Below are 16,141 nucleotides of genomic sequence, written 5' to 3' on the forward strand. Positions count from 1 at the left end.
TGTCAAAGCGCGGCTTCGGGCCGGATTTTGCAAGCCGCCTATCGATCTCACAAGTGCATTTTGCTGCATTTTGCCAGCGACTGTGTTAATTCGGTGTTAACCAAACCCGCGAGGCAACGCCGATGAAGGATGCAGCCGAGACCATAAGCCAGGCCGATCAGTCGCGAAATTTGTCCGACGCCATCCGCGACGTGAAAAACGCCTTCGCCGACCGCGACGACGTCGTGGTCGACATGCGCGAGGCGCATCGCATGCGGCTGGAATTGCTTGCCGCCGAACTCGCGCCGATCTTCGCCGACGTGCCCGCCGACATGGACAATTTCGACTTCGCCGTCTCGTCCGGGCTGCAGCCGCGGCTCTGGATCGACGCCGTCAGCCATGTCGCCATGGGGCGCGACCGCCGCACCTATCGCTTCCTCAAGGACACGCGCATCGGCCGCGTGGTGCTCGCCGAATCGACCGAGATGAAACCGGTTGCCGATCAGGTGACGCGCTACGTCGCGGAGCGCGTCATCGAACGCCAGAGAATGCTGGAAGGCGGGGTCGAGCAGGCTGTCGCCGGCCTGAAACGTGCCTTGGTCCCGGAAGCCGAGCCGCCGCTGCGATCCGTCAAGCGCCGCAAGCGTTGGTCAGCCTTTCTCTCCGGTCTCGGCCTGATCGCTGCCGGCGCCCTGGTCGGGCTGGCGGTATCGATCGTGTTGTTCTGGGACCGCCTCGTTGCGATGGGACTGAGTTTTGGACCATGATCCTGAACCGAAGGTCCGCGTAGCGAAAAGTGGGAACCGGTTTTCGGAAAAGATCATGGTCAAACAAAAAGATAGAGCCCCATCCCGATGCCATCGGGATGGAACAGGCTCTAGGCCATAGCGTCCGCGCCAAGCTCCACAACCTCGAGATCGGCAGGCGGGATGGCCGGCCCGGTCAGGCCACGTCGCGTCAGCCTGAGCCGCCAGTTGCCTATTTCACCATCGATCTCCAGCAGATTATATTGCGCCGCTGGACGCCTGCCGCCTGGCGCCTGCCCTGCGGCAGCGACGCCGACCACTGGAATTTTGGCGCCGCGCCCATTGATCGAGAACAGCGTCGGCTCGTGCGAATGGCCGTGCAGCACAAGCTCGGCCCCGTGCCGCTGAACGACCTTTTGGAAGCGGGCAATGCCGAACAGCCGCTTGGGCTGCGAAACGGCGCCGCGCACTGGCGGATGGTGGATCATGATCACCCGGAACAGCCCGCGTTTGGCCGTGGCATCGAGCACGTCGCGCAGCCTTTCCGCCTGGTCTTCCAGAAAAAAGCCGTTGGCCATGAACGGAGCCGTGGCCCGCGCCGTCGTGACACCGATCAGCGCGACGTTGCCACGCACGCGTAGGTAGGGAAAGGCTTCGCGGTCGACCGGCGTATTGACGCCGTCGCCAGTCATCCACGCCGTCCACGACCGGCAGGACTTGTCGAAAGCACCGGGCACATAGGCGTCGTGGTTTCCCGGAACGACCGACACATCGTCGGGGGAGCCCAGCGTCTCCAGCCAGTGCTTGCCCATCTCGATCTCGCCATCGAGCGCCAGATTGACCAGATCGCCGGTGACGGCAAGGTGATCGGGTGCGCTCGCCTTGATATCGGCGACGATGGTGTCGATGACGGCGTCGCGCATGTGGCGGCGGCGATTGCGCTGCCAATTGACGTAACCGACCACCCGCTTGGAGGCGAGATCGCGATAGGTTACACCGGGAAGCGGTCCCAAGTGGATATCGGAAATATGCGCGAGCCTGAACATCCCTCCTTCATAAGCGACGCGCGCGCTGCTTTCCACCCACGGTTTCGTGGGTGATGATGCGGCCCGATCCGGAGCAAGCTTTCCGCCAGACCGGCTGGCCGGGTCTCAGGGCGAGGCTGTTTCATCTGTACTTCGTGCTGCGGCGGCCGATGACGCTTGGGGTGCGTGGTTTGATCCACGATCGCACGTCCAATTCCGTCTTCCTCATTCGCCATACCTATGTACCGGGCTGGCAGCTTCCCGGCGGCGGCGTCGAGCTGGGCGAGACGATGATCGAGGCGTTGGCGCGCGAGCTCTCCGAGGAGGGCAATATTGCATTGACCGCGCCGCCGGTGCTGAAATCGATGCATTTCAACCGTCGGGCCAGCCGCCGCGACCATGTCGGCCTATATTTGGTCGAGCAGTTCAACCAGACGGCGCCGAAGCTGCCGGACCGCGAGATCGCCGCAGCCGGCTTCTTTCCGCTCGACCGCCTGCCGGAAGCAACCACGCCGGCCACGTTGCGGCGGGTTGCCGAGAATTTCAGCGGCGCCGCGGCATCGCCCTTCTGGTAGATCACGCTGCCTTCCTGAACCGCGCCCGATCATGCGGCGCCGCGTAGTCCAGTTCCGGCCCGACCGGCACGATGTGCGTCGGGTTGATCGTTTCGTGGCTGCCGTAATAGTGCGCCTTGATGTGGTGCAGGCTCACCGTGCCGGCGACGCCCGGGACCTGATAGAGGTCGCGCAGATAGTTCGACAGGTTCGGATAGTCGGCGATGCGGCGCAGGTTGCACTTGAAATGGCCGACATAGACCGGGTCGAAGCGGACCAGCGTGGTGAACAGCCGCCAATCGGCCTCGGTGATGCGGTCACCGACGAGATAACGCTGGCGAGATAGGCGATCCTCGAGCTGGTCGAGCGCCGAGAACAGTTCGCCAAACGCTTTCTCATAGGCCGCTTGCGTGGTGGCGAAGCCGGCGCGATAGACGCCGTTGTTGACCGAGGGATAGACCAGAGCGTTGACCGCGTCAATTTCCCCGCGCAGTGCTTTCGGATAGAAATCGAGGCTGGCATCGCCCCATTCGTCGAAGGCTGAATTGAGCATCCGAATGATCTCGAAGGACTCGTTGCAGACGATTGTCTGTTCTCGCCTGTCCCACAGAACCGGCACCGTCACGCGGCCGGAATAGGCGGGATCGGCCTTGGTGTAGATTTGATGCAGGAAGTCGAGGCCGTAGAGCGTATCGCCGGTGGCGCCGTCCTCGGCCAGGAAGGTCCAGCCGTTGGCGCCCATGAAATGATGGACGACCGAGACGGAAATCACGTCCTCGAGCTTTTTCAGTGCCCGAAAGATCAGCGTCCGGTGTGCCCAGGGACAGGCAAGCGAGACATAGAGATGGTAGCGCCCCGGCTCGGCCTTGAAGCCGCGCGTGCGGCCTTCGGCTGGCCTGCCGTCAACCGTGACCCAGTCGCGCCATTGCGACTGCGCCCGCACGAATTCGCCGTCGCTCGCCTTGGTGTCGTACCCGCTGTCCTGCCATTTGCCGTCGACCAGCAATCCCATGTGATGTCCTTTCCTCTCCGTAGGGATGTACGCACAAACCGACGATGCGGAAATCGCCAGGCGTTGAACAGTTCGTCAATCGCCCAGGCGGCAAACGAATGGCGGCAGCAAACGGCCGATTGCGGTGGCTGAAGATTGATGCTAGCGGAAAATCCGCATGTTTGACTTTGCTTTGATCCGGTTCGACCGACGACGAAAGGGCGCCCGCGCTTGATGAAGCGCTGACTGGCGAACGCTGCCGTTTGCAGCAAACCTTTCCCCGTCTACCGGAACGCAGACCATGAGCCTTGCCGACGTGAAATACCTGCCGGAAACTCCGGCGCATGACCCCGAAATCGAAGCCATCAACGACGAAGCCTTCGGGCCGGGCCGTTTCGTGCTGGGCGCCTACAAGATCCGTGAGGGCGGCCCGCATGAACGCGCTCTGTCCTTCGTGGCCGTCGATGGCGCTATCGTTGTCGCCTCTGTGCGCATGACGCGCATCGCGGCCGGCGCCGGCCGCGCGCTGATGCTCGGACCGCTTGCCGTGCGGCCGGCCTACAAGAATCTCGGCATTGGCCGCCGGCTGGTGGCGATCGCGCTGGAGGCCACCGCCAAGGCCGGCATGCCGGCGGTGATGCTTGTCGGCGACGAGCCCTATTACGGCCCGCTCGGCTTCAAGAGAATCCCGCGTGGGCAAATCTCCATGCCGCGCCCGGTCGATCCTGACCGGCTGTTGTCGCATGAGATCGTGCCGGGCGCGATGGCGCGACTGGTGGGGGAGGTTTGCCACGCAGATCAGGCAAGGATTGCTGCGCAAATCGCCGCGATGGCGTGACCCATCCGGGTGCTGTTGCGCAGTCCTGTCGGGCTTCGTAGCATGTGCCCGACTAAGGTGTGTTGAGATTCAGGTCAGGCCGAGCCGAAAACGGTGGTATTCGAGAACCGGAGCGGAGCGTACTTTTGGGTACGTGAGCACCGGAAGCGCAGGAGACCACTGTTTGTAGGCCGGCCTCACCTGAATATCAACACAGCTTGGATGGAGGACGCCGCATGAACCCCAACGGCCAGATTGCGATCGTCACCGGCGGCGGCTCCGGCCTCGGCGAGGCGACGGCACGTGCACTGGCCGCGAAGGGCGCCGGCGTTGCCATCCTCGACCTCGGCATCGAGCGTGCGGCGAAGATTGCGGCCGATATCGGCGGCATCGCCATCCAATGCGACGTAAGCAGCGCCGACGGCGGTGCTGCTTCAGTGGCAGAAGTGGTAAAAAAATTCGGCGAACCCCGTATCCTGGTCAATTGCGCCGGCATCGCCATCGGCATGAAGACGATCGGCAAGGACGGTCCGCACCCGCTCGACCAGTACCGCCAGGTGATCGAGGTCAATTTGATCGGCACCTTCAACATGATCCGCCTCGTCGCCGACCAGGCCGCGAAGCTTGAGCCGCTGGACGGCGGCGAGCGTGGCGTCATCGTCAACACGGCATCGGTCGCCGCCTATGACGGTCAAATCGGCCAGGCGGCCTATTCAGCCTCCAAAGGCGGTGTCGTCGGCATGACGCTGCCGGTGGCGCGCGACCTTGCCCGGTCGGGCATTCGCGTCTGCACCATCGCGCCCGGCATCTTCAAGACGCCGATGATGGCCGGCATGCCGCAAGAGGTGCAGGATACGCTCGGCGCCGCGGTGCCCTTCCCGTCCCGTCTCGGCGAGCCTTCCGAATATGCAGCCCTTGTGCTGCATATCATCGAAAATCAGATGCTCAACGGCGAGACCATCCGCCTCGATGGCGCCATCCGCATGGCGCCAAAGTAGCCGACCATGAGTGCCGAAGTCGCCCTTCAGGCGAAGACCGGCCCGCTCGCCGGCCTGACGGTGATCGAGATGGCCGGGCTTGGACCGGTGCCGCTGGCCGGGCTGATGCTGTCGGAGATGGGCGCCGAGGTGCTGCGCATCGAGCGGGCTGGGTCGAGCCAGCCGTTTCTGGCGCTGCCGGACGAATACGACATCGACCGTCACGGCCGCTCCATCCTGCGGATTGACCTGAAGCGCTGGGAAGGCGCCGAACTGGTGCTGCGCCTTGCCGAAAAGGCCGACATGCTGGTCGAAGGGTTTCGCCCCGATGTCATGGAGCGGCTTGGTCTCGGGCCGGATGCGGTACTGGCGCGCAATCCAGCCCTGATCTACGGCCGCATTTCGGGGTTCGGCCAGGACGGTCCGCTATCGGGACGTGCCGGCCACGACATCACCTACCTCGCCTATTCGGGTGTGCTGCATGCCATCGGCCAGCAAGGCGGCCGGCCGGTCCCACCGCTCAACCTTGTCGCCGACTACGGCGGCGGCGCCATGATGCTGGTCGCCGGCGTACTGGCCGCCCTGTTTGAGCGCTCGCGCTCCGGCAAGGGTCAGGTGATCGACGCCGCGATGACCGAGGGCGCTTCAATGCTGGCGACACCTGTGCACGCCCTTATGGCGGCGGGCCTGTGGAGTGACACGCGTGGCGCGAACCTGCTCGATTCCGGCGCGCCCTTTTACGACACCTATGAGACCGCAGACGCACGGCACCTCGCCGTCGGCTGCCTTGAGCCCCGGTTCTTCGCCGAATTCGCAAGACTGCTGCCGCTCGACCAGATGTTTGTACGCGGCCAATACGACAGGAATTTGTGGCCGCAGATGCGGGCCGCCATTGTCGATCGGGTCGGGCAGAAATCACGGGACGACTGGGACCGTCTCTTTGCTGCAACCGATGCTTGCGTCGCACCGGTCTTGTCGCTGCGGGAAGCCAGGGATCATCCGCACAATCGCGCTCGCAACGCCTTTGTGATGTCGGGTGCGCTTGAGCGGCCCGCCCCGGCGCCGCGCTTTTCGCGCTCCCGGCCGACGCTTGCCGCTATGCCGGCCGATCACGATTGTCAGGCGGCGACCGTGCTGGCACGCTTCGGCCTTTCGGAAAGCGAGACTGAGGCCCTTTTCAAATCTGGGGCCCTTTTCAAATCTGGGGCCCTTGTCAAATCCGGTGTGATAGGTTGATAACTGGAGAGCAAAGATCAGCTTAAGACGGTGTGGATTTGAACGATCGAAAGAAGGACGTGATCCGCGAGACCGACGCCGAAGCGATCAGGCTGGCGAAGACGCTGATCCGCAGTGCCCGTTTCGGCGCGCTGGCGGTGATAGAGCCCGGGACCGGTTCGCCGCTGGCCAGCAGGGTTGGTGTCGCCACCGATATCGACGGCACGCCGCTGATCCTTGTATCGATGCTGTCCGCCCATACCGGCGCGATCCTTTCCGACCCGCGCTGTTCGCTGCTTGTCGGCGAGCCCGGCAAGGGCGACCCGCTGGCGCATCCACGGTTGACGCTCGTCTGTCGGGCGGCACGGCTTGAGCGTGGATCCGACGAGCACGCCCGCGCCGAACGGCGCTATCTCAACCGCAACCCCAAGGCGAAGCTCTATGCCGGTCTTGGCGACTTCTCGATCTTCCGCCTTGAGCTGGAGCGCGCCAGTCTCAACGGCGGCTTTGGCAAGGCCTACCTGCTCGAACGCGCCGATCTGGTCACGACCGCGCCGATCGTCGAAGAGCTTGCCGCTGGCGAACAATCCGCCCTCGACCATATGAATGCCGACCATAGCGACGCAATTGCCGTCTACGCGCGCCACTTCGCCAAGGCGGCGGGCGACGGCTGGGTCGTCACCGGCTTTGACGCCGACGGCATGGACCTGGCATTGGGCGACGATATCTGCCGGGTGTTCTTTCCCGAGCCATTGAGGACGGCGCGCGAGCTCAGGCATGTTCTGGTCGACATGGCAAAAACCGGCCGAGTGGCGGATTAAACACAGTCCGACAGTTAATCGCGTCGGGTCGAAAGCAAGTCTTGAGGTTTGTGCGAGATGTTCTACGCTTTCCCGGTAGCGTTGAATCGCCAGCGCACATTCGCACGTGAGCCTATGGAATCAGACGCTATTGCCCCCATAGCGCCGGAGGAGCAGGAAGGTATGGGGGATCGATGGTCTCGAAAAAGCTAATCGCCAATGCCGAATCAGCGGCTTCGTTTCTGACGCTGATGGGCAACGAGAAACGACTGTTGATCATGATCTACCTGGCCGACGGTGAAATGTCGGTCGGCGCTATCGCCGAAAAGGTTCTGCTCAGCCAATCCGCCCTGTCACAGCATCTGGCCAAACTGCGGGCGCTCGATCTCGTCGAGACCCGGCGCGACCGGCAGATGATCTACTATTCCTGCAAATCCGATGCCGTGCGCGAACTTCTCAACACGCTGGACGGGATTTTCGGCGAGGGTGAGCCATCGCAGATGGCATACCGCCCGCGTCGCTCCGGGACTTGACCGGCCAATGCATGTCGCCCAAAGCCGGCAACATGCATAACTGGTCCGAGCGCCCCTTGCCTCGCTGACGACTCCTGATGCATGGCGCGCAAAAGCATGCCCGTGCAGCGGTTTTGCGATAACGACATGCATAAGACAACAACCTAAAGCGCGTCGCGAGAGGTCGGTTGAGGTCGGTCGAACGCGACGCGCTTTTGAGCGACTTGCGTCCACTTGGACGCAGAAGGTACGCTCTGACACTTTGGATCCACGCGTCGTGCTGTCGCAAAACCCACCACGATCGGGCCGATGCGGGTCAGTTGAGGCAAGCATGCGCAGCATTCGTATCGACGACCCGCAAGACCCGCGCGTCGCCGCCTATCTCGACATTCGTGAGCGCGATCTTGCCGGCCGGCAGGGTCGTTTCGTTGCCGAAGGCAAGGTGGTGCTCGAAATGCTGCTCGCAGCCAAACGCTTTACCGCCGAATCGGTGCTGGTGCTCGAAAACCGGCTGGCAGGCCTCGACGCAACCCTGCGCAAGGCGCCCGCGGACCTTCCGGTCTACGCGGCGGCCAGCGAGGTCATGGACAGGATTGCCGGCTTTCACATGCATCGCGGCATATTGGCGATCGGCCGCAAGGGCGAGGCGCAGCCTGCAGAGGCCTTGCTGGATGCCCTGCCCGCCCGCGCGTTGATCGTCGTGCTGGTCGGCATCGCCAACCATGACAATATGGGCTCGATCTTTCGCAACGCCGCCGCCTTCGGCGCCGATGCCGTGTTTCTGGACGCGACCTGCTGCGATCCCCTGTACCGTAAGGCGATCCGCGTTTCGGTCGGCGCCGCGCTGAAAATTCCTTTTGCCTCCTTCGCTGAGACCGTCGGCTTTACCGCGGCGCTCGATCGGCTGGGCTTCGGCCAATTCGCATTGTCGCCGCGCGGACAAACCGACATCCGCGATGCGAAAAGGACCGAACGGCTGGCACTCTATCTCGGCACTGAAGGCGAAGGCCTGCCCGAGATGCTGCTTGCCCGCCTGCGGACGGTGCGGATCGATATGACAGAAGGCTTCGACAGCCTGAATGTCGCCGCCGCGTCAGCCATCGCCTTGCATCATTTCTCGGCAAGCAGGACCTGAGCCGCAGAAGTCAGCATCACTGCCTGGGCTCAATGCGCCGATTCGGCCTGCTGCAGCGCCCGCACGCGATCGGCAAGGCTGCGTTCACCGCCTCCCGGTGGGTTGGGTGCCGCAAGAACCTTTGCGATCGGCGATTCCGGCCCGTCGAGCTTCGCCGTCAGGGCTACGACCTGCGCCGCCAGGTCGCTCATCTGCTCGCGCAACGCAGCGCTGGCGCCCTCGGATCTGGATGCCGCGTCGGCGGCAAGATCCGTTTTCAGCCTCTTGTTCTCGCTGGCCAGTGCCGTCAATCTCGCCTCCAACTGCTCCCGGTCGCTGTCGAGCTTGGCGATAGCTTTTTCCATATCGCCCTTGACGGCCGCATCGGCCTGACCGCCTTGCGCTCCGACGAGACGCACCGCCGCCGACGCATTTTCCACGCTTTCGCTTTTCAGCTTTTCGCGAAGCCGCGCGATTTCCTTTTCGCGGCGTTCAAGCTTGTCCTCTCGATCGGCAAGCGTGGCGAGCAGGCGCTCGATCTTCTTGTCCAGTTCGCCGGTCCTTTTCTTCTCGGCTTTCAACGCGTCTCGCGCGGCCTTGCTCTCGGCCGCGATCTCCTGTTGGCGCCTGTCCGCCTCCTTGCGCTGGCCCCGCAGCACTGAAATATCATCGGCCAGCTTTTGCAATTCGGATTCGCGCGCCACAAGTTCGATCTGACGGCTGCTGGAAGAAAAGCTGGCGTCGTCATACATGTGCTCCAGTTTTTTCAGCTCGAGCACACGCTTTTCCAGGGCATGCTCGGTTTGAGCAAGCCGATCCGACAAAAGCTGCAACTGGTCTTTGCGCTGCCGAAGGTCTTCGCCCTTGGCCTCGAGCGCGGAAAGGGCGTGTTCCTTGTCCTTCCGCTCGAGCGCCAGTTCCTTCAGTGCTTCGCGGCCACGGCCGATCTCGACAAGCTGTTCGGCCGATTTCTCGCGCAACGCCTTGACGCTCATCTCAAGCCGACGTGTCGCCATGGCGAACTCGGCGCGGATGCGATCCTTCTCCGCCTGGATCTCGGCCAGCGTCAGCGGCATCGAGCCCTCGATGCGTTTACGCGTCAGCATCACGGCCCGCCGCCAGATGGCCGGAGCAATCATCAGCGCCAGAAAGCCGGCGCAGAGAAAGCCGAGGACAAAGAACAGGACCGACTGAACCAAGGTGACTATCCGTTATGAACGGCAAACAACCGTAAGGGACTGTGCCACGTTCGCATGACGGAATTCCAGTGCCGCGGCAAGGGTCTGCCGCAGCATTGTTCAGACCGTTGATCCTGGAAACAATCGCGGTGACGAGGCAACCGCTTGCTCAGAATGGATTCCAGGTGGCGCGCTGGGTAAGCTTGAGGTAGCCGAGATTGACGCCAAGCCGGGCGCCGACGCCGGTACGGATCGGCACCAGCAGCACGTTGTTGTTCTTCATCACGTTGAAGCCGACGCCAGCCACGAGGTAGGCGGAGCCGGCAAGGCCGCCGAAACGATTGTAGAGGCTGTTCACATCGTCGAGATTATAGACCAGCATCATCACCCGCGAGCCCTCGCCGCCAAAATCCCAGCCGAGCGACGGGCCCTGCCAGAACACTTTGTGATCGCCGGCATTCTTGGTGTAGAGTGTGCCTTCACCATAGGTCAGGCCACCGATCAGGGCACCCGAGCCCTCCTCCCCAAGCAAATAGCCATTGGGCAGGCCATAGGAGGAGAAAATCTTCTCCACGACGGTGGCGAGCCCGCCCGACGTCGCACCGAAGAATTTATGACCGGAATCGACGATCTCCTGAGCGGTGTATTCCTGGGCCCGCGAAGGCGAGGTTGAAAAGACGACAAGGCCCATGAGAGCGATCGCCATTGAGAAGACACGGAGAAAACTCCGGTCCGTGAAGACACGGAAAAAACTCCGGTCGTAGTATCGGGAAAACATGCTTCCAATCTCCGTCAGGGAGCACTTTCGCCGACGCCTCGCATCCGTGCGGCTCTTTGGTGGCCGTTAAGGATGACTGTTAAGGACAAACTATGCCGTAATCCTTTTTCAACCATTAAGCTTTCACATGAAGATGGCGGTTCGTAGGCTGGTTTCGCGCTGATTTCGCGTCGGCCCGCAGTATCCGCACCCTGCGTGAACACACCATTTTCGATAGCGACAATTCCGGATTTGTTGCTGCACGCTCAGGCGCTGTGTATTCAGTAGGCCTTGGGAGAGCGAGCGTGATTCGTGTGGACAGGCGTGATCGTTGATCGCCCGGCCATTTCCAGTGAAATTTTGCAGGGACTTTCGCCGATGGCCGAGCTTTTCACCCTTTCCGCACCCGATCTCGCCGCGCTTTTGTGCAGCCGGGTCTGCCACGACATCATTTCGCCGGTCGGCGCCATAAACAACGGGCTTGAGCTGCTCGACGAAGGCGGCGCCGACGAAGACGCCATGAAATTGATTCGCCAGAGCGCCAGAAACGCTTCGGCCCGCCTGCAATTCGCCCGCATCGCCTTCGGCGCAGCCGGTTCTGCCGGCATGATGATCGACACCGGCGATGCCGAGGCCGTTGCGATCGCCTTCTTGAAGAACGAGAAGCCGGAACTGATCTGGAATGGACCCCGTGCGCTGCTGCCCAAGAACAAGGTAAAGCTGCTGCTCAACCTCATTCTCGTCGCCAACGCTGCCATTCCGCGTGGCGGCAAGCTTACGGTCACGCTTGAAAAGCTCGACACGGAACCACGCTTTGCGCTCGCCGCGAGCGGTCCGATGCTGCGCGTGCCGCCCAAATTCCTGGAGCTCCATTCCGGCAACAAGCCTGAAGAACCGATCGACGCGCATTCGGTGCAGCCCTACTACACACTGCTTTTGGCGCGCGAGGCGAACATGACCATATCGATCCACGCAACCGCAGAAGAAATCGTGCTCTCGGCTGCTTGAATTTACTAAGAAATGATTGAAAAGAACAGATAAGAGTTTTTAGACAATATTTACTACGCCATCACGGTGGAATGAAATGAGCCATCCAGGCTAGTTCGGCCGAAGCATCGGTCAAGAAGTTTCCGTAAAAGCTGTTCTTGCAAAAATTTTACCTATCGGCTTTTCAGCTTCTTTACCGGATTGATACTACGGTGCCTTTCAGTACCGCGACGCTGCCGGATTGCCGCATGGCAAAGAGGGCCCGGAAAATGAAACGCTGCATGTTCATCGACGATTCGAGCGTCATCAGGAGGGTTGCAAAGCGCATCCTGGGTGGTTCCGACATGCTGGTCATCGAAGCTGCCAGCGGGCTTGATGCGGTTGAGATGTGCACTGCCGACATGCCGGATATCATCATTGTCGACGGCGCTTTGCCGGATATGCAGGCCGAGGACGTCATTCGCCGCGTACGCGCCATGGAAAGTCCGATACAACCCCAGATCCTGATTTTGCTGGTCGAGGTCGACGTCGCTTCGATCATGCGGGCAAAGCGCGCCGGCGCCCAAGGCTATCTGCTGAAGCCGTTCACTCGGCCGCAACTTCTCGAGCGCTTCCGCAGCTTGAGATTTGCCGCCTGATTCGCCGCCGCTGGCGCATGGCCGCGGAAATCGGCGCTCCAATATCTGCGACATAAAAACGCAAAATCCGGCCGAAGCCGGATTTTGTCGGAAAAATCGATCGGATCGGCGTCGTCAACTCAGGCGCTGACGCGGATGTCTTCCGGCTCGCGCAGCACGTAGCCGCGACCCCAAACCGTCTCGATGTAGTTCTGGCCGCCGGAAGCAGCGTCGAGCTTCTTGCGCAGCTTGCAGATAAAGACGTCGATGATCTTCAGTTCCGGTTCGTCCATGCCGCCGTAAAGGTGGTTGAGGAACATTTCCTTCGTGAGCGTGGTGCCCTTGCGCAGCGAGAGCAGCTCCAGCATCTGGTATTCCTTGCCGGTCAGATGCACCCGCTGGCCACCGACCTCGACGGTCTTGGCATCAAGGTTGACCACCAAGTCGCCGGTGGTGATGACCGACTGGGCATGGCCCTTGGAACGCCGCACGATGGCGTGGATGCGGGCGACCAGTTCGTCCTTGTGGAACGGCTTGGTCATATAGTCGTCTGCGCCGAAGCCGAGGCCACGTACCTTCTCCTCGATGCCGGCCATGCCAGAGAGGATAAGGATCGGCGTCTTCACTTTGGAAAGGCGAAGTGTTCTCAACACCTCGTATCCCGACATGTCGGGGAGATTAAGGTCGAGAAGGATGATGTCGTAGTCGTAGAGCTTACCTAGATCGACCCCTTCTTCGCCAAGATCGGTCGTATAGACATTGAAACTTTCCGATTTCAGCATCAGCTCGATGCTCTGTGCGGTCGCACTGTCATCTTCTATCAGCAGAACACGCATTTCATTCCCCTTTTCTGCTGCCGGACCATTTCACGACCCGTCCAGGACCGGAGCAGTGATTGCCTGAGCAGAGGCTGCCATCGAATGGTTAACAAAACCTAATTCCGTGCCGTTGACGGTACCAGATATTTTAACCCTTTTCTACACCTTGTTGAATCTAATAGCGAATCTAAGAACCAAACCGCTAATGCAAAACATTAACAAGCCAGACTAAGTGACTCCAGGGACTCGCTAGCCGTGCTTCCGCGTCGGGGCCGGAATTTTTACCCGGCCTTAAGTCCTGAGCCGTATGATTAACAATGCCCGTAAACGAATGGTTACCGCCGGCAAAAAACTTTAGGAATTTGTTTCCCATAGTTCTGGTAAAGTCGGTGGAAGCGGGTCGAAGCCTGAGTTTGCCAGGCGGATTTAGACGATATGTGCAGGTGTGCGTTTCCAGGAGTACCGAATCATGAAGTCACGTGAAAACCTCGTTCGGCTGAAGCAGTTTCAGGTGAACGAGAAGCGGCGGCAGTTGCTGCAACTCGACATGATGATCGCCGAATTCGAGCGCATGGCTGTCGAACTGGAACTCCAGATCACTGCCGAAGAAAAGAAAGCCGGCATCACCGACACCAACCATTTTGCCTATCCGACCTTCGCCAAGGCAGCACGCTTGCGCCGCGACAATCTCAGAAATTCGCAAAGCGACCTCGCCCAGCAGCGTAGCGTTGCCGAATCACTGCTCGGCGAAGCCGAAGCGGAGCTTTCCAAAGCAGAAATGCTCGAATCACGCGACACCAAGATCCGCGACGCCGAGACCGGCGGCCGCAGCGCCATGATCGGCTGAAAACAAGGCTTTAAGGCCGGTCAGCACCCAGCGATCAGGTCGTTGCCCATCTGGAATGTCGCCGCTCATAGGTCGAGCAACTGCCAGTTTCAGGCCTACGCTGCCAAATCCCCTTGATGCTCCGCGACCGCCCGCACCTGGGTATCCTGATGTCGGGCGCAGGCGATTCCGGCCAGGACCTTATCTGATTGAGCAGCCCACCAGGTTCCGGCCGAGTTCGGCTCGGGGCCGACCGCGCAGGCTTGTGGAACGCGGCAAGGTCGACGCGAAAATGCTTGCTCCAAGAAGCAGGCGCTGCTCATGCCTTTTGTCAGCCCGATCGGCAGGTGGTGCTGACCGTCTGAAGTAGAGAAAACCCTGTCGGCAAAGCAAAAAGGGCGCGGATTGCCGCGCCTTTTGACATCCTTGAACCAGCCCTAATGCCGATATTGCTGGATGCGCGTCGTGCGCAGGCCGGCAAGGCCATATTCATCGATCGACGCCTGCCAGGACAGGAATTCCTCGGTGGTCAGCTTGTAGCGCTGGCATGCCTCTTCCAGGCTCAAAAGCCCGCCGCGCACCGCCGCCACCACTTCGGCCTTGCGCCGGATAACCCAGCGACGTGTGTTCGTCGGCGGCAGATCGGCAATCGTAAGGGGGCTGCCGTCAGGCCCGATAACATATTTGACGCGCGGTCTAACAAGATCGGTCATCGTACTCTCTACTAAAAACTCAAAGACCCAATCCCCACCACATTACCGCCACAGCTTTAAAATTTGCCTAAGCGATCCCTAATAGCTAGGTAAGGATCATGAACGCCGCGTTAGTCTTTTCGTCGGCATTTGAGGCATCTGCCCAGCAAGCGCCCGAATCCGTTCAAAAAAATCGGCCGGTTCGCGAAGCTGGCGCACCCGGAAAGCTTGACCTATATTCCGGCCATTGGCATTCAGGCGCCGTCATCCAGGCGCCGTGCAGAACGAAAGAACCATGAACAGCCTCGACCTTCCCGGACGCCCCGAAGATACCCGCATCGTTGTCGCCATGTCGGGCGGCGTCGATTCGTCGGTCGTTGCCGGCCTTTTGAAGCATGAAGGCTATGATGTCGTCGGCGTCACGCTGCAGCTCTACGACCATGGCGCGGCAACCCACCGGGCCGGCTCGTGCTGCGCCGGCCAGGACATCGACGATGCCCGCCGCGTCTCCGAAACGCTCGGCATTCCGCATTATGTGCTTAATTACGAGGAGCGTTTCCGCAAGGCGGTGATCGACCCCTTCGCCGAGAGCTATGTGGCCGGCGAAACGCCGATCCCTTGCGTTTCCTGCAACCAGACGGTGAAATTCGCCGACCTCCTGGCGACCGCCAAGGAACTCGGCGCCGAGGCGCTGGCCACCGGCCATTACATCCGCTCCGGCGCCAACGGCGCCCATCGCGCGCTGTACCGGCCGGTCGACGCAGATCGCGACCAGAGCTATTTCCTGTTCGCCACCACACAGGCGCAGATCGACTACCTGCGCTTTCCGCTCGGCGGCCTGTCGAAGCCGCAGGTTCGCGCCATCGCCGAGGAAATGGGGCTGACGGTCGCTGCCAAGCAGGACAGCCAGGACATCTGCTTCGTGCCGCACGGCAAGTACTCCGATATCATCGCCAAGCTGAAGCCGACTGCTGCCAATCCGGGCGACATCGTCCATATCGACGGCCGCGTGCTCGGCCGCCATGAAGGCATTTTGCGCTACACGATCGGTCAGCGCCGCGGCATCGGCATTGCCTCGGGCGAGCCGCTCTACGTCGTCCATCTCGACGCCGACCGGGCCCGCGTCGTCGTTGGCCCGCGCGAGGCGCTGGAAACGCACAAGATCTATTTGCGCGACATGAACTGGCTGGGCGACGCTGCGCTGTCAGATATCCCGGCCGCCGGGCTGGAGCTTTTCGCCAAGGTCCGCTCGACACGCCCGCCACGCCCGGCTGTGCTGCGTCACAACGTCGGCATCACTTCGGTGGAACTGGTCGACGGCGAGTCCGGTATCGCGCCCGGCCAGGCCTGCGTGCTCTATTCCGACGACGGCAACGAGGCCCGCGTTTTCGGCGGCGGCTTCATCGAGCGTTCCGAACGCGGCGCCGAGGCCGAGGCGATGCTGACGCGGCTGGCGGCCCGGCCGGCGCAGATTCCCGCCGAATAGACGATAATCCCAATCTATCGGGATCGATCAGGCTCTGATACAGCCGCACT

At 61.5% G+C, this 16,141-nt stretch carries 18 protein-coding genes; 12 read left to right on the forward strand and 6 right to left on the reverse strand.

Annotated elements, in window-relative coordinates:
- The first annotated feature begins 122 nt into the window (after window positions 1-122).
- Entirely contained in the window at window positions 123-746 is a 624-nt protein-coding gene (locus tag BLT09_RS16085) for a hypothetical protein (RefSeq protein ID WP_091594623.1), read from the forward strand.
- 110 nt (window positions 747-856) lie between these two features.
- On the opposite strand, the gene BLT09_RS16090 is transcribed toward BLT09_RS16085, so the two are convergent.
- Window positions 857-1,771: a metallophosphoesterase family protein gene (locus BLT09_RS16090; protein WP_023797927.1), complete on the reverse strand. Its 915-nt coding sequence runs from the start codon at window positions 1,769-1,771 to the stop codon at window positions 857-859.
- Window positions 1,772-1,824: 53 nt separating this feature from the next.
- Between BLT09_RS16090 and BLT09_RS16095 the strand changes: the two genes are divergently transcribed.
- Window positions 1,825-2,325, forward strand: a complete 501-nt coding sequence (locus BLT09_RS16095) for an NUDIX domain-containing protein (RefSeq protein WP_091594625.1) — start codon at window positions 1,825-1,827, stop codon at window positions 2,323-2,325.
- A gap of 1 nt (window position 2,326) precedes the next feature.
- Here the strand turns inward: BLT09_RS16095 and BLT09_RS16100 are convergent, their stop codons facing one another.
- Window positions 2,327-3,316, reverse strand: coding sequence for a glutathione S-transferase family protein (locus tag BLT09_RS16100; RefSeq protein ID WP_091594627.1), 990 nt, complete (start codon window positions 3,314-3,316; stop codon window positions 2,327-2,329).
- Window positions 3,317-3,596: 280 nt separating this feature from the next.
- Between BLT09_RS16100 and BLT09_RS16105 the strand changes: the two genes are divergently transcribed.
- The 6 genes from BLT09_RS16105 to BLT09_RS16130 all read left to right on the forward strand — a co-directional run bounded on the left by BLT09_RS16105 (window position 3,597) and on the right by BLT09_RS16130 (window position 8,751).
- On the forward strand, window positions 3,597-4,133 hold the full coding sequence (locus BLT09_RS16105; RefSeq protein ID WP_091594629.1) for a GNAT family N-acetyltransferase: 537 nt from the start codon (window positions 3,597-3,599) through the stop codon (window positions 4,131-4,133).
- 215 nt (window positions 4,134-4,348) lie between these two features.
- The gene (locus tag BLT09_RS16110) at window positions 4,349-5,110 is read left to right on the forward strand and encodes a 3-hydroxyacyl-CoA dehydrogenase (protein WP_091594631.1); all 762 of its coding nucleotides are present in this window, start codon (window positions 4,349-4,351) and stop codon (window positions 5,108-5,110) included.
- Window positions 5,111-5,116: 6 nt separating this feature from the next.
- Complete coding sequence (locus BLT09_RS16115) at window positions 5,117-6,325, forward strand: CaiB/BaiF CoA transferase family protein (protein WP_091594632.1); 1,209 nt, start codon at window positions 5,117-5,119, stop codon at window positions 6,323-6,325.
- A gap of 38 nt (window positions 6,326-6,363) precedes the next feature.
- On the forward strand, window positions 6,364-7,125 hold the full coding sequence (locus BLT09_RS16120) for a HugZ family pyridoxamine 5'-phosphate oxidase (protein WP_091594904.1): 762 nt from the start codon (window positions 6,364-6,366) through the stop codon (window positions 7,123-7,125).
- 173 nt (window positions 7,126-7,298) lie between these two features.
- Window positions 7,299-7,637, forward strand: coding sequence for an ArsR/SmtB family transcription factor (locus BLT09_RS16125; RefSeq protein ID WP_091594634.1), 339 nt, complete (start codon window positions 7,299-7,301; stop codon window positions 7,635-7,637).
- A 310-nt stretch (window positions 7,638-7,947) separates the two neighbouring features.
- On the forward strand, window positions 7,948-8,751 hold the full coding sequence (locus BLT09_RS16130; RefSeq protein WP_091594637.1) for a TrmH family RNA methyltransferase: 804 nt from the start codon (window positions 7,948-7,950) through the stop codon (window positions 8,749-8,751).
- A 29-nt stretch (window positions 8,752-8,780) separates the two neighbouring features.
- Here the strand turns inward: BLT09_RS16130 and BLT09_RS16135 are convergent, their stop codons facing one another.
- A complete protein-coding gene (locus BLT09_RS16135; RefSeq protein ID WP_091594639.1) occupies window positions 8,781-9,929 on the reverse strand; it encodes a coiled-coil domain-containing protein in 1,149 nt (382 codons plus the stop codon).
- A 148-nt stretch (window positions 9,930-10,077) separates the two neighbouring features.
- Window positions 10,078-10,686 (reverse strand): DUF1134 domain-containing protein, encoded by a 609-nt coding sequence (locus tag BLT09_RS16140; RefSeq protein ID WP_023797936.1) that lies wholly within the window; start codon window positions 10,684-10,686, stop codon window positions 10,078-10,080.
- A 357-nt stretch (window positions 10,687-11,043) separates the two neighbouring features.
- On the opposite strand from BLT09_RS16140, the gene chpT reads away from it, so the two are divergent.
- On the forward strand, window positions 11,044-11,673 hold the full coding sequence (gene chpT / locus BLT09_RS16145; RefSeq protein WP_091594641.1) for a histidine phosphotransferase ChpT: 630 nt from the start codon (window positions 11,044-11,046) through the stop codon (window positions 11,671-11,673).
- A gap of 248 nt (window positions 11,674-11,921) precedes the next feature.
- Window positions 11,922-12,290 carry a response regulator gene (locus tag BLT09_RS16150; RefSeq protein ID WP_091594643.1) on the forward strand — a complete coding sequence of 123 codons (369 nt, stop codon included), beginning with the start codon at window positions 11,922-11,924 and terminating at the stop codon, window positions 12,288-12,290.
- A 119-nt stretch (window positions 12,291-12,409) separates the two neighbouring features.
- Here BLT09_RS16150 and ctrA read toward each other — a convergent pair whose 3' ends face one another.
- Window positions 12,410-13,105: a response regulator transcription factor CtrA gene (gene ctrA, locus BLT09_RS16155; RefSeq protein WP_091594645.1), complete on the reverse strand. Its 696-nt coding sequence runs from the start codon at window positions 13,103-13,105 to the stop codon at window positions 12,410-12,412.
- A 451-nt stretch (window positions 13,106-13,556) separates the two neighbouring features.
- Here ctrA and BLT09_RS16160 point away from each other — a divergent pair, with 451 nt between their 5' ends.
- A complete protein-coding gene (locus tag BLT09_RS16160; protein ID WP_091594647.1) occupies window positions 13,557-13,934 on the forward strand; it encodes a flagellar export protein FliJ in 378 nt (125 codons plus the stop codon).
- Window positions 13,935-14,350: 416 nt separating this feature from the next.
- Here the strand turns inward: BLT09_RS16160 and sciP are convergent, their stop codons facing one another.
- On the reverse strand, window positions 14,351-14,626 hold the full coding sequence (sciP, locus tag BLT09_RS16165; protein ID WP_006203587.1) for a CtrA inhibitor SciP: 276 nt from the start codon (window positions 14,624-14,626) through the stop codon (window positions 14,351-14,353).
- A 274-nt stretch (window positions 14,627-14,900) separates the two neighbouring features.
- Here sciP and mnmA point away from each other — a divergent pair, with 274 nt between their 5' ends.
- Entirely contained in the window at window positions 14,901-16,091 is a 1,191-nt protein-coding gene (mnmA, locus tag BLT09_RS16170; protein ID WP_091594906.1) for a tRNA 2-thiouridine(34) synthase MnmA, read from the forward strand.
- The last annotated feature ends 50 nt before the right edge of the window (window positions 16,092-16,141 follow it).

Origin of the sequence: Mesorhizobium muleiense, assembly GCF_900099905.1 — a bacterium.
Lineage (GTDB): Bacteria > Pseudomonadota > Alphaproteobacteria > Rhizobiales > Rhizobiaceae > Mesorhizobium > Mesorhizobium muleiense.

Bases quoted from the DNA above. Each gene is read 5' to 3' on its own strand.
- BLT09_RS16105 (WP_091594629.1), top strand. From the start codon at position 3,597: ATGAGCCTTGCCGACGTGAAATACCTGCCGGAAACTCCGGCGCATGAC.
- BLT09_RS16085 (WP_091594623.1), top strand. From the start codon at position 123: ATGAAGGATGCAGCCGAGACCATAAGCCAGGCCGATCAGTCGCGAAAT.
- BLT09_RS16095 (WP_091594625.1), top strand. From the start codon at position 1,825: ATGATGCGGCCCGATCCGGAGCAAGCTTTCCGCCAGACCGGCTGGCCG.
- BLT09_RS16100 (WP_091594627.1), bottom strand. From the start codon at position 3,316: ATGGGATTGCTGGTCGACGGCAAATGGCAGGACAGCGGGTACGACACC.
- mnmA (WP_091594906.1), top strand. From the start codon at position 14,901: ATGAACAGCCTCGACCTTCCCGGACGCCCCGAAGATACCCGCATCGTT.
- BLT09_RS16115 (WP_091594632.1), top strand. From the start codon at position 5,117: ATGAGTGCCGAAGTCGCCCTTCAGGCGAAGACCGGCCCGCTCGCCGGC.
- sciP (WP_006203587.1), bottom strand. From the start codon at position 14,626: ATGACCGATCTTGTTAGACCGCGCGTCAAATATGTTATCGGGCCTGAC.
- BLT09_RS16160 (WP_091594647.1), top strand. From the start codon at position 13,557: ATGAAGTCACGTGAAAACCTCGTTCGGCTGAAGCAGTTTCAGGTGAAC.
- BLT09_RS16150 (WP_091594643.1), top strand. From the start codon at position 11,922: ATGAAACGCTGCATGTTCATCGACGATTCGAGCGTCATCAGGAGGGTT.
- BLT09_RS16090 (WP_023797927.1), bottom strand. From the start codon at position 1,771: ATGTTCAGGCTCGCGCATATTTCCGATATCCACTTGGGACCGCTTCCC.
- BLT09_RS16125 (WP_091594634.1), top strand. From the start codon at position 7,299: ATGGTCTCGAAAAAGCTAATCGCCAATGCCGAATCAGCGGCTTCGTTT.
- BLT09_RS16130 (WP_091594637.1), top strand. From the start codon at position 7,948: ATGCGCAGCATTCGTATCGACGACCCGCAAGACCCGCGCGTCGCCGCC.
- ctrA (WP_091594645.1), bottom strand. From the start codon at position 13,105: ATGCGTGTTCTGCTGATAGAAGATGACAGTGCGACCGCACAGAGCATC.
- BLT09_RS16140 (WP_023797936.1), bottom strand. From the start codon at position 10,686: ATGTTTTCCCGATACTACGACCGGAGTTTTTTCCGTGTCTTCACGGAC.
- BLT09_RS16110 (WP_091594631.1), top strand. From the start codon at position 4,349: ATGAACCCCAACGGCCAGATTGCGATCGTCACCGGCGGCGGCTCCGGC.
- chpT (WP_091594641.1), top strand. From the start codon at position 11,044: ATGGCCGAGCTTTTCACCCTTTCCGCACCCGATCTCGCCGCGCTTTTG.